The sequence below is a fragment of the Acinetobacter sp. CIP 53.82 genome (genome assembly GCF_000369465.1).
Taxonomy (GTDB): domain Bacteria; phylum Pseudomonadota; class Gammaproteobacteria; order Pseudomonadales; family Moraxellaceae; genus Acinetobacter; species Acinetobacter indicus.
In genome coordinates this window covers 1,025,268-1,038,137 of the sequence record NZ_KB850045.1, presented here as the reverse complement: position 1 = coordinate 1,038,137, position 12,870 = coordinate 1,025,268, and the positions used below count along the sequence as shown (strand labels likewise).

At 46.0% G+C, this 12,870-nt stretch carries 10 protein-coding genes; 2 read left to right on the top strand and 8 right to left on the bottom strand.

Annotated elements, in window-relative coordinates; genetic code table 11:
* Window positions 1-15 precede the first annotated feature (15 nt).
* The 3 genes from F905_RS05445 to hppD form a co-directional block, all read right to left on the bottom strand.
* The gene (locus tag F905_RS05445) at window positions 16-1,236 is read right to left on the bottom strand and encodes an amino acid aminotransferase (protein ID WP_005178196.1); all 1,221 of its coding nucleotides are present in this window, start codon (window positions 1,234-1,236) and stop codon (window positions 16-18) included.
* 14 nt (window positions 1,237-1,250) lie between these two features.
* On the bottom strand, window positions 1,251-2,633 hold the full coding sequence (locus tag F905_RS05440) for an amino acid permease (protein WP_005178192.1): 1,383 nt from the start codon (window positions 2,631-2,633) through the stop codon (window positions 1,251-1,253).
* A gap of 151 nt (window positions 2,634-2,784) precedes the next feature.
* On the bottom strand, window positions 2,785-3,843 hold the full coding sequence (gene hppD, locus F905_RS05435) for a 4-hydroxyphenylpyruvate dioxygenase (protein WP_005178190.1): 1,059 nt from the start codon (window positions 3,841-3,843) through the stop codon (window positions 2,785-2,787).
* An 874-nt stretch (window positions 3,844-4,717) separates the two neighbouring features.
* Here hppD and F905_RS05430 point away from each other — a divergent pair.
* Together F905_RS05430 and F905_RS05425 are read left to right on the top strand one after the other, a co-directional pair.
* Entirely contained in the window at window positions 4,718-5,773 is a 1,056-nt protein-coding gene (locus F905_RS05430; RefSeq protein ID WP_005178187.1) for a 3-deoxy-7-phosphoheptulonate synthase, read from the top strand.
* Window positions 5,774-6,026: 253 nt separating this feature from the next.
* Window positions 6,027-7,220, top strand: a complete 1,194-nt coding sequence (locus F905_RS05425; RefSeq protein ID WP_005178184.1) for a PilT/PilU family type 4a pilus ATPase — start codon at window positions 6,027-6,029, stop codon at window positions 7,218-7,220.
* A 59-nt stretch (window positions 7,221-7,279) separates the two neighbouring features.
* Here F905_RS05425 and F905_RS05420 read toward each other — a convergent pair whose 3' ends face one another.
* The 5 genes from F905_RS05420 to F905_RS05400 form a co-directional block, all read right to left on the bottom strand.
* Window positions 7,280-8,461, bottom strand: a complete 1,182-nt coding sequence (locus tag F905_RS05420) for an MFS transporter (RefSeq protein ID WP_005178181.1) — start codon at window positions 8,459-8,461, stop codon at window positions 7,280-7,282.
* Between the two features lie 255 nt (window positions 8,462-8,716).
* Window positions 8,717-9,091, bottom strand: coding sequence for a glycine cleavage system protein GcvH (gene gcvH, locus F905_RS05415; protein ID WP_005178176.1), 375 nt, complete (start codon window positions 9,089-9,091; stop codon window positions 8,717-8,719).
* 68 nt (window positions 9,092-9,159) lie between these two features.
* On the bottom strand, window positions 9,160-10,188 hold the full coding sequence (locus tag F905_RS05410; protein ID WP_005178175.1) for a helix-turn-helix transcriptional regulator: 1,029 nt from the start codon (window positions 10,186-10,188) through the stop codon (window positions 9,160-9,162).
* 103 nt (window positions 10,189-10,291) lie between these two features.
* Window positions 10,292-10,741, bottom strand: coding sequence for a MaoC family dehydratase (locus tag F905_RS05405; RefSeq protein WP_005178173.1), 450 nt, complete (start codon window positions 10,739-10,741; stop codon window positions 10,292-10,294).
* A gap of 1 nt (window position 10,742) precedes the next feature.
* A complete protein-coding gene (locus F905_RS05400; RefSeq protein ID WP_005178171.1) occupies window positions 10,743-12,596 on the bottom strand; it encodes an ABC transporter ATP-binding protein in 1,854 nt (617 codons plus the stop codon).
* Between the last annotated feature and the right edge of the window lie 274 nt (window positions 12,597-12,870).

Here is a 12,870-nt window from a genome sequence, read left to right as displayed (position 1 = left end):
CGAGGGAACAGAGGTTTAAGCAGTGAGAGCAGTATCACTATGCTGTAATACCTGTGCCATGGCATGTGCCACTGCATCGACATTGTTCTGGTTTAGTCCTGCCACACACATCCGGCCACTACGCACCAGATAAATACCAAACTCCTGCTTGAGCTGATCGACTTGGGCTGCACTCAAGCCAGTATAGCTGAACATGCCGCGCTGCCGGGTCAGATAGTCAAAAGATTGCCCCGGTAAGGCAAGTTCGAGCTGCTGTTTTAAACGCTGACGCATCTGTTGAATGCGCTCACGCATTTCGGTCAGTTCGTCCTGCCAGCTTTGGTACAGCGTCGGCGTGTGTAACACATGCTGAATCAGCATCGCGCCGGTAGTCGGCGGGCTGGAATAAATCCGGCGTACGGTGGCTTTCAGCTGGCCTAACACGCTTTGGGCGGTGGTGGCATCATCACAGACCGCACTTAAGCTGCCAACCCGTTCGCCATATAAAGAGAAAATTTTGGAAAATGAATGGCTGACCAGAAAATTCAGGCCGGCCCTGTCCATCGCCCGGATGGCATAAGCATCTGCGTGAAAATCTTCGGCGAAGCCCTGATAGGCCATATCCAAGAGCGGAATTAGCTGCTTCTGCGCCAGTAGCTCAATCAGCTGATCCCACTGCGCTGGCAATAAGTCGGCACCGGTCGGGTTATGACAGCAGGGATGCAGCAGAACAATACTTTGCGCCGGCAGCTGTTGCAGGCAATCCAGCATGGCAGCAAAGTTCACCTGACCGTTATGCGGATCAAAATACGGATATTCATGACAGCGAATGCCGGCGCCCTGGAAAATCGCAATATGGTTATCCCAAGTCGGGCGGCTGACCCATAATTCAGAGGCCGGGAAATAGCGTTTTAAGAAATCTGCCGCCACTTTTAGCGCGCCCGAACCACCCAGCGTTTGTAAGGTCACTACACGACCGGCCTGACAAGCCGGACTATCTTCGCCAAAAATTAGTGCTTGGACGGCGCTGTTATAAGCCGGCATACCTTGCATCGGCAGGTACAGTTTGACCTTCTGCTGCTCGGCATTTAGGTCCTGATAAGCCTGCTGGATGGCACGCAACTGCGGAACCTGCTGGGCCTCGTTATAATACAGCCCGATACTGAGATTAACTTTATGCGGACGCGGATCATGCTGGAATTCTTCCATCAGGGACAGAATCGGATCGCCGGCATAGGTATCGACATGTTGAAACATACAATCTTCCTGAATTAATAGCTTTTGGCTTTGATGAGCGCAGGATCGCGCGCCAGTTTTTTCTGTTTAAGGTAATAGGCCAGCGATAACAGGCCAATCCATACCGGCAGCAGGCCAACCGCAATACGCATCGATGGGGTCTGGCTCATAATCACCAAGATACCGAGCATAAAGGCAATACACAGGTAATTGGTAAACGGATAGGCAATACTTGGGAACAGGGTTTGCTGTTGCTGCGCCAGCATCTGACGTTTAAATTTCAGATGGGTATAGGAAATCACCACCCAGTTAATCACAATGGCTGCCACCACCAGCATCATCAACAGGCTGAACGCCGTTTCCGGGAACAGGTAATTCAGCAGCACACAGAGCAGGGTGAAAAAGGCCGAAACCATCACCGCATTTACCGGAATACCGCGTGAATTGATTTTGCTTAAAAACTTCGGCGCATTGCCTTGTTCCGCAAGACCTAAAAGCATACGGCTGGTACAGTAGTTGGTGCTGTTATAGACCGACACCGCAGCAGTCAAGATCACGAAATTCAATACTGTGGCAACGCCTTGACTGCCTAAGGAGTCAAACATCATCACGAACGGGCTGCCGCCTTGTGCCATCTGGTTCCATGGATATAAGGCTAGAATAATCAGCAGGGTTAAAATGTAGAATAATAAAACCCGGTATACGATCTGATTGACCGCTTTCGGTAAGGTCTTTTTCGGGTTGTCAGTTTCTGCTGCGGCAATACCGACCAGCTCAATACCGCCAAAGGCAAACATGATCATGGCCATTGCCATCACCAGGCCCATCACACCATTGGGGAAAAAGCCGCCAAGTTCCCATAAATTGCTTAAATGCGCCTGCGGACCGCCGTTACCGGACGCCAGCAGATAGCTACCAAACGCAATCATGGCCACAATCGCCAGCACTTTAATAATCGCCAGCCAGAATTCCATTTCGCCAAACAGTTTGACATGCAGCAGGTTAATCACATTAATAAAAATAAAGAAGCCCAGTGCTGAGACCCAGGTCGGAATCTCCGGCCACCAGTAATGGATATACAGGCCAATGGCACTCAGTTCGGCCATACACACCAGCACATTAAGTACCCAGTAATTCCAGCCCGACATAAAGCCGGCAAACTTGCCCCAGTATTTATAGGCAAAATGACTAAAAGAACCGCTGACCGGTTCTTCGACTATCATTTCACCCAGTTGACGCATCATTAAAAATGCAATCAGGCCGGCAATGGCATAACCCAGAATGACCGACGGGCCGGCCAGTTTAATGGTCTGGGAGATGCCGAGGAATAATCCGGTGCCAATTGAGCCACCGAGGGCAATGAGCTGGATATGCCGGTTGCTCAAGCCCTTATGTAGTTTGCCATCATGTTGTTGCATCTTTTATCATCCATGTAAAATCGACATCACTGTGTTGTTGTTGTTTTTGCGCAGGTGATGTGATTGCTGAAATTTAAACATGCGTCGCCCCTGACACATGCCAAATCGCATGTGCAAGAGCGGCGTTGTCGGGATTTAGAACACCTGAAAATCAGGCAGAGACGTCAAGCACGCCACGTTTAATCTGGTCGCGCTCAATCGATTCGAACAGGGCTTTGAAGTTTCCTTCGCCAAAGCCATCATCTGCTTTACGTTGAATAAATTCGAAGAACACCGGGCCAATCATATTTTCCGAGAAAATCTGTAGCAGCAGGCGCTTTTCACCATCTTTGGTATTGCCATCCAGTAAAATGCCACGCTGTTGCAGCTCTGCAGTCGGTTCACCATGTTCCGGTAAACGTTCTGCCAGCATTTCATAATAGGTTGCCGGTGGTGGGGTCATAAACTTGGCACCCAAGGCTTTGAGCTTGTCCCAGGTCGCCAGTAAGTCATCGGTTGAGAAGGCAATATGCTGAATGCCTTCGCCGTTAAATTCTGACAGGAACTCGGCAATTTGTCCGTTGCCTTTGTCCGAGTCTTCGTTCAGTGGAATACGGATTTTACCATCTGGTGCAGTCAGCGCTTTTGAGGTCAAACCAGTGTATTCACCTTTAATATCGAAGTAGCGGATTTCCTGGAAATTAAAGATTTTTTCATAGAAATTGGCCCAGTACTGCATCCGGCCTTTGTAGACATTATGGGTTAAATGGTCAATTTCTTTTAAACCAGTACCCACCGGGCGCGGATCAACACCTTCAAAGAACTCGAAATCCTGCTGATAAATATCGCAGTCGACCAGAAAGATTGGTGAGCCACCAATGCCTTTAATCGCTGGAATATTCAGTTCCATAGGACCAATCACGTTTTTGATTGGTTCGGCACCGAGTTCGAGCGCTTTCTGATAGGCACGGGTTGCATTTTTGGTCTTAAAGCCCATGGCACAGGCCGATGGACCATGTTCATTAAAGAAATACGATGCATAGGATTCTGGCTGATAGTTCAGAATGATATTGATGTCGCCCTGACGCCATAAGTAGACATTTTTGGATTTGTGCTTAGCCATTTGGGTAAAACCGAGCGTTTGAAAAACTGAATCCAGAGCGCCATTTTCCGAGACAAACTCAATAAATTCAAATCCGCATAGCTCTAAAGGGTTAGCTAAGTTGTGCATGTTCCATCCTCATGTATGGTGAGCAATCCAATTGCTTCACTTGTTGTTTTTGCAGGAATTTCCTGAAATCAGGGAGTTCCAGATGAAAATATCTTAGCAAGAGTTAATCTTTGTTCAATACGTAATATGATTATGTATTTCGTAATTTACAACTCAAATCAGGCTTAATGATAAATTAAAGTAATGATATTTATAAAATATTGTTTTGTGTTTTATTGGTGAATAGGAAGAAATATAATTGTAACTTTTTGTAAGAAATGGTGGGTGGGCTATGATTTTTAATGAATTAGTTAATGATTTTAAAAGGTTTTTAATGGTGGTGTTTTGACTGTAAATATCCAATAGAAGGTAATTTTAATGCGGATAATTTTTTATCCAAAAGTAATTTGAGTCTTTCGACGTGATTTAACCCGGAAGATAGGAGATCAATTGGAGGAAAGCTGTGTTTTGCTAAATGTGAAAGGAAATCCGGAAGAATGCTAAAAAACATCCAGAAAACTATTGTCAAAGCTGGAAATAGCGCGTATTTTATTTTTCAGACACATACTTTTTTGAAGAAATAAAGATGTTAAAGCAACCTGTAATCTCAAACACATACTATTACTTCTGGCAGTTTAGATAATTGCCTGAACGCGTTCGGGCAAAATAAGGTTGCCCACCAGTTGATACCTGATCGGCAACCCTGATCAGGTTTTTTTATATCTTGAATTTAATCAATCTTTTGGAGATTCTCATGCGTACATTTAACTATTCATACTTTAGCAACTTTTATTGGTTTTACTTTAGTCAAGCTATGACCAACCTGACCTGTATTAGACCCATATCGCTCAAATAAAAGTTCGGACTGTCAAACCACAGTCCAAAGGAAGAATCAATGAACGCTTTAAATACTGCATTACAACAATCCTCAGCCAAAGAAACAATTTTAAGCTTACCTTATCAGCTCAAGGCGCAATTGCCGCTTTCTGGCGCGTTGGTACAGCAAATTGCCGAGCAGCGTCAAACCATTCAGAATATTCTTAACGGTACCGATTCACGTTTGCTGGTGATTACCGGCCCATGCTCCATCCATGATCCTGCGGCAGCACTGGAATACGCACAAAAATTACAACAACTGCAAAGCCAGGTGGCAGACCAGATTTTCCTGGTAATGCGTGCCTATATTGAAAAACCGCGCACCACGGTTGGCTGGAAAGGCTTCTTATACGATCCAGAATTAAACGGTTCATCCAATATGCAATTGGGACTGGAAAAGTCACGTGAACTGTACTTGCAAATTATTGAAATGGGGCTGCCTATTGCCTCGGAAATTCTAAGCCCGATGGCAACGGCCTACTTTGACGATTTACTGGCCTGGGGTGCGATTGGCGCGCGTACCAGTGAATCTCAGATTCACCGTGAAATTTCTAGCCACATGCCGTACAGCATTGGCTTCAAAAATGGTACCGATGGTTCGGTACAAATTGCTTTAGACGCAATTCAATCGGCTTCACATCCGCATCAGTTCTTAGGCATGAGCCAGCAAGGTTTACCGTGTATTTTAGAATCACAGGGAAACCCGAAAGCACATCTGATTTTACGTGGCGCCAATGCTGGCCCGAACTACCAGCTGGCTGAAATTGAAAAAATCAAAGCCAAAGTCAAAGGCGAGATGCCAGCGCTGGTGATTGATTGCAGTCATGGCAACAGCAGTAAAAATCCGTTATTACAACCAGAGGTGTTAAAAACCATTGTGGCAGAGCGTGCACAGACTCAGGTTCGCGGTGTCATGCTGGAAAGTCATCTGGTCGATGGACAACAGAAAATCTCGGATCAGATGACCTATGGCCAGTCCGTGACCGATGGCTGTTTAGGCTGGAACAAGACTGAACAGTTACTGTTTCAGGTCGCACAAGAACTGGTCTTACGACCGTTAAAACGTAGTGCTTAAACTGCAATTGTATTGAATGAATAGCCCCTGAACCTCAGGGGCTTATTTTTTATCAGCATCTTAAAATTAAAATAGAAAAGTTTGATGAAATTGGCAGATTATCTTGAATTTTTTGAATAAGTTGAAATTTTTATTGATTGTGAAATCAGGATGATTGATGCAATATCGACAACATGCTCAGCGCTGCCAATCGGTTGAATACCGGCGCGTTGGGGTCAAAAATGATGACAGAACAGATAGTGAATAATTGATGATGTACAGTGCAGAATTACTCGAAGATGCGCGTAAGTTTATGTTTCATATGCTCAGCAAAGTGGTTGAATTTGGGGGATCAGATTTATTTATTACCGCGGATTTTCCACCGAGCATTAAACATCAGGGCATGATGAAAGCGCTGGGACAACAGGCGCTGACCGCAGAAAAAACCAAGCTGTTTGCCTACAGCCTCATGAATGAAAAACAGCGTAGCGAGTTTGAAACTGATCTGGAATGCAACTTTGCCATTAGTGTGCCGGAGGTATCGCGTTTTCGGGTCAATGTGTTTCAACAGCAGCTGCATGTCGGGATGGTGATTCGAACCATTAGCGCGGAAATTCCAAACTTTAGCCAGCTGAAACTGCCGGAATCACTGAAGCATATTATTATGGAAAAGCGCGGTCTGGTGCTGGTGGTGGGGGGAACCGGTTCAGGTAAATCGACCTCTTTGGCGGCGATGATTGATCATCGTAATGAAAATTCAGCCGGGCATATTATTACCGTGGAAGACCCGGTGGAATATGTGCACAAGCATAAAAAGTCGATGATTACCCATCGTGAAGTCGGGGTCGACAGCCATTCCTGGCACAATGCGCTGAAAAATACCTTACGTCAGGCACCGGATGTGATTTTAATTGGCGAGATCCGCGACACCGAAACCATGGAACATGCGATTGCCTTTGCTGAAACCGGGCATTTATGTTTGGGCACCTTGCATGCCAATAACGCCAACCAGACGCTGGACCGGATTATCAACTTTTTCCCGGAAGAGCGCCGTAACCAGTTGCTGATGGATCTGTCGTCCAATATGAAGGCCATTATTTCCCAGCGTCTGGTGCGTACCGAAGATAGTAAAGGCCGCCGTGCGGCAGTCGAGATTATGCTGAATACGCCGCTGATTTCTGAACTGATTTTAAAAGGCCAGTTCCATGAGTTAAAGTCGATTATGGGCAAATCGCGTGAACTGGGCATGCAGACGTTTGATCAGGCTCTATTTGATTTGTATAACGAAGGTGCAATTTCCTATGAAGAAGCAATTCGTAATGCCGACTCGATGAATGAATTGCGCTTACAGATTAAATTGAAAAGTAACCGGCCAAGCGAAGCTTCGGCAGCTATGAGTTTTAGCATGCTGGAAGAGCCAAAACCGGAAGATGAAGATACGGAAGCTGCTCCTCAACAGAGTGCTTAAGCTGCAATTTATCTAGCATCACTTAAAAAATAAAACGCCCAAATCGGGCGTTTTTACATTTAGGCCGTGGCTGGGTGATTAACCACAAACTTATAAAAGACCAGACTCGACAACACCACTCCAGCACAGACCAGATAGGTGATGCTATAGCCTTGCCAGCTAATCAGTAAGCCGACCAGCAGCGAACCGAGGGCAATCCCAATATCGTAGCAGGTGAAGAAAGTTGAGGTGGCATGGCCAATCCGCGATTTAGGCGCGCGCTGAATCGCCAAGGTTTGTAAACATGGTTGCAAGGTGCCGAATCCCATCCCAATAAAGATCGCAGAGACCATAAAACTGACCACACCCTGCATCTGGCTGAGCAATGCCAGACCTGCGGCAAACATTAAGATTGAAGGATAAATCACATAGCGCGGACCATAACGGTCATAAATTTTCCCGGTAATCGGGCGCAGGCTCATCATGGAAATAGCAAACACAATAAAGAACATGCTGGCATAACTGAGCAGGTCTTTTTCTTCGGCATAGGTGGAAATAAAAGACATGATGCTGGCATAGGAAAAGGCCACCAGCATCGCCATCACTGAAACCGTTAAGGCTTTTTTTTCCATAAAGTCATGCAGCGACAGCTTACGGCGAACAGTTTCAGCAGTCGCATTTTTTTCTGGCTCACGTAGCGGAATTATAAAACAGAAGGCAAAGCCCAGGCTGATAATCACCGCCAGCACAGTCGCGATAATGCTATAGGACCAGGTCTGGATTAAGGAAATACCCAGCAAAGGTCCGAGGATAATCCCTAAATTCACCGACATGACAAAATAGCCCATGCCTTCGCCTTTACGTTGCTCCGGAATAAAGTCATTGGCAATTGGCACAGTAACGGTGGTTAAAATACTGAACCAGATACCATGAATAAAACGAATGATCAGCAGCAGGGTCAGGTTGTCAGCAAAAATATAGGCAAAAGACAGCAGGCAGAACATGCTTTCGGACAGGAACAAGGTCTTTTTACGGCCCAGCTTTTCAATAATCAACCCGCTAAATGGCCGCACCAGAATAGAGGACACCATAAACAGGGTCATGGCCAGACCGGCCTGTGCCAGTGAACCGTTCAGCTCATTCAGGATATAAATTGGCAAAATGGTGGTCTGGGCAAAATAGAAAATAAACAGAAACAGGTTATTGGAAAAACACAGAAGAAAAGGTTTGTTCCATAAAGGCTGTGACGCGGTGTTTGACATATTAAACCTTTGTGCTGGGATCAATAGGGCGTTTGTTGTTGTGCTGATCTGCCGCTATTGGTACATGGGAGAGACAAGGCCTATCTTAAATTACTTTATGGTAAAAATATAGTATTGCTATAATCTATGTTTATTTTAATGGTATTTATTAAATTTTATTAATTAAATTATCTCAATATGATATTTATTGCACTTAATTTGGCTTTTAGGCTAAAAAAATCAGCCCGTAGGCTGATCTTCTTGCAAGATTATTTTTTATAAGCCGGCTTCATATTCGCTGCTTGAAAGCAGTTTTTCGACATCGGCCAGGTTGTCTGGCTTGATTTTATAAATCCAGCCTTTGCCATACGGCTCATCATTCACAAAATCCGGGTCATCTTCCAGCGCAGGGTTAATTTCAACCACTGTGCCGGATACTGGTGCGTGAATGTCAGACGCAGTTTTCACAGATTCCACCACGCCGGCCTGTTCACCCGCGGTCACTTGCTGGCCCACTTCAGGTGCTTCGACATAGACCAGATCGCCCAGTGCATCTTGAGCATGATCAGAAATACCTGTAACAACAAGATCACCTTCAATGCGTACCCATTCGTGTGTACGTGCATATTTCAGTTCTGAAGGGTGATTCATGATGACTCCTTAACTATTTAAATCATTTTTGGCATGTTTATACATGCTTTTGCAGAAAAACAAAAGTTTTATAAATACGGATCTTTACGCCAGTTGCTTGGACTGCGGCCACTCCAGCGCTTAAAGGCGCGGCTAAAATTGGCGACATCGCTATAACCCAGTTCATCGGCAATCTGTTCCAGGGTGTAATCGGTACGTGACAGCAGCGAGGTGGCATGTCGGTAACGCACTTCATCGACCAGGGTAGAAAAAGAGGTACCTTCGGCGGCCAACTGGCGTTTCAGGGTACGATCTGACATATGCAGCTGGTCGGCGACATGCTCGATACTTAAATAATGCTGCTCGGAATTGGTCAGAATATCGCGTACGCGCATCGACAGGCGGCGCCGTTCGCCCAAGGCTGAAAGTTCGGCTTCACACTGGTTAATGGCAATCTGGCTGGCAATCGGATCGGCATGAATCATTTTCAGGCCCAAATACTGCTTGTCAAAACTTAAGATCAGATAGGGCTGGTCAAAGCGGAAACTGTGATTCGGGAATTTAGCCGCATATTTTTCAAAGCCCAGCGGTTCTGGAAAATCAAAATCGACTTCACCAGAAAGATGCTCCATGCCGGTAATGGCCTTGGCCATGGTGATCATGCCAATAATCAGTGCAATCGCAATTTCGGTTCTGAGCGGTTCCAGATCAATTTCACCTTGCAGTTGCAGGGTGGCTTTTTCACCAAAGGTAGAGAAAAACAGCTGTAAAAAGGGCATCCGCAGCTGGATAAAACGGTTGGCCAGCATTAAAGCATCACTAATATCATTGGCAGTCATAATCGCGTAGCCAATAAAACCATGAATCGAGATGCGCATTTGCGTGCCTAAATGATAGCCCAGCGTCGATTCACCGGTGAGATACAGCGCATGTTTGACCATGTCATTGGCCATGCTGGTCGGAATCCGAAAGTCAGGATCGGCCAGTTGTTCAGTGGTCAGATGGAAGGGAGCAAAAAAGGTTTCAGCGTTATATCCCCAACGGGAAACAACATCCAGAATAAGTAAGCCATAAACACCAGGAACACCCTGATCCTGACGCGGTAAAAGTGTTTTCATGCACGGTCCATTGCACTAATGAGTATTATTTTTTAAATTTGCTTGCCTATATTGGCATGAAAAAAACCGGAAAACTAGAAAATTTGTTTGACAAAATGACTGCTTAGGCCACCTGCGCATCCCGTCGGAACACCACAATTTTGGTGGTCGAAATCAGTAAAACTTCACCATGCTGGTTTAAGGCCTGCGTCACATAACTGACCAGACCACGGTCCAGCTTGGTTTTTGATGGACTGATGGTGGTAATTTCAACATCAACATGAATCAGGTCGCCCGGACGGGTTGGACGCGGCCAGCGCAGACTGGATTCTGAACCAATCAGGCCATGTGCCACCGGAAAACATTCGGTCCATAAACGCATGGTTACCGCGGCAGTATGCCAGCCACTGGCGGCAATGCCTTGAAATACCGGATGCTGCGCGGCTTGCTGCACATCGGTATGGAAAATTTGTGGGTCATACAGGTGGGCAAACTGCTGAATTTCTTCTAAAGTCATTTCGTAGTCACGACTAACAAAATGATCACCCACCTTCAAATCTTCCAGATACAACATATCAGGTTCCTTGTTTTTGCTTTAATTGTTGTTGCTCAATCAGAAAGCCACCAGTTTGGCGTTGCCACAGCTGAGCGTAAATTCCGTTCAGTGCCACCAGTTCATCATGCGTGCCTTGTTCGGCAATCTGACCCTGATCCAGCACAATCAGGCGATCCATCTGCGCAATGGTCGATAAACGGTGAGCAATCGCAATAACGGTTTTACCTTGCATCAGTTCATCCAGACTGGACTGAATTGCGGCTTCAACTTCAGAATCCAGCGCACTGGTGGCTTCATCCAGAATTAAAATGGGCGCATCTTTTAAGAATACCCGGGCAATCGCAATCCGCTGACGTTGTCCGCCCGACAGTTTCACGCCGCGTTCACCCACATAGGCTTCATAACCGCGTTTGCCACGTAAATCGGTCAGCTGCGGAATAAATTCTTCAGCCTTGGCTTTGGCCACTGCAGCATACATCTCTTCATCGCTGGCATCAGGGCGGCCATATTTAATATTTTCAGCCACGGTACGATGCAGCAGCGACGTGTCCTGTGTTACCAGCGCGATATTCTTACGCAGGCTGTCCTGGGTGACATCGACAATATCCTGACCATCAATCAGAATCCGGCCCTGATTAATCTGATAAAAATGCAGTAACAGCTGGATGAGGGTCGATTTCCCGGCACCGGAACGTCCGACAATCCCGATTTTTTCACCCGGACGGATGGTCAGGTTAAACTGCTCAATTACGTTTTTGTCATTATAGGCAAAGCTGACATTTTCAAATTTGATTTCACCTTGCGCGACATTCAAGGTTTTGGCATCCGGTTTATCTTCAATTGTGATCGGGCGGCCGAGGGTTTTCATCCCGTCTTGAATGGTACCGACATTTTCAAACAGCGCCGAGGTTTGCCACATCATAAATTCAGCAATGCTGTTCAGCTTGAGAATCATGGCGGTGGTGGCGGCAATAATGCCAAGTTCTGCCTGGCCATTCATCCATAACCACAGCGCCGTACCCAGCACACCGACATACAGCACAACCGTCAGCAGGTTAATGCTGATTTCATACTGTGCGCCCAAACGCATCTGCTTATAGACCGTGACCATAAATTCCTGCATGGATTCTTTGGCATACTGGCTTTCGCGGCCGGCATGGGCAAACAGTTTCACGGTCTGGATGTTGGTATAGGCATCGGTCACGCGGCCGGTCATGACGGCGCGGGCATCAGCCTGGCTATTGGAGATTCTGCTTAAACGTGGAATAAAATAACTGGCTGCGGCAATAAACAGGCCCAGCCATACCAGCAACGGGATAATCAGCATAGGTGAAATGGCGCCTAACACCACGCTGATGGTAATAAAGTAAATCACCACATAGGCCAGCATATCGCCCAGAATAATCCAGAATTCTCGTACCGCCAGCGCTGTTTGCATGACTTTGGCCGATAGCCGCCCGGCAAAATCATTATGGAAAAAATCCAGACTTTGACGCAGCAGTAAGTTGTGAAAACGCCAGCGCAGGCGCATCGGGAAATTACTATATAAAATCTGATGTTTGATAATGGATTGCAAACTAGCAAAGAAAATATTGGCCAGCAGGATAAAAGTCAGAATAGTCAGATTGGTTTGATGTTCGGCCAGAAAGGTATCTGGCTGACTTTGACTGAGCCAGTTCACCAGCTCGCCAATTTTGGCATAGAGCAGGGCTTCAAAACTTGCCGCACCTGCGGTACACAGCACCAATAGCAATAAGTACGGACGAACACCGCGCGCGGCCTGCCAGACAAAAGGAAAAAAACGGGTAGGTAGTGGTTTATTTAAACCTTTGGTGGGGTATGGATTAACCAGGCTCTCGAACCACTTAAACATACACAATGTCCTTTTGAGCAAGCAGATTGATGATCATCATTGGTATCGGCCATGCGGCTTGAACAGACAAAGAGCATGTTCTATTCAAAGCCGGTTCCAAGCACGATTGATCACGATTACCACTTGCGAGATAAACAACAGATATATTGCCAAGAATACCCAGTTTAAAAGAAAAGTAAAACTTTTCATGGTAGTGCTGCTTTAAAATCAGGCAGATAAATAAAGAAACCTCATATTTTTTTCAAGCTTCGATCAGAAAATATTGGCCTGAAAC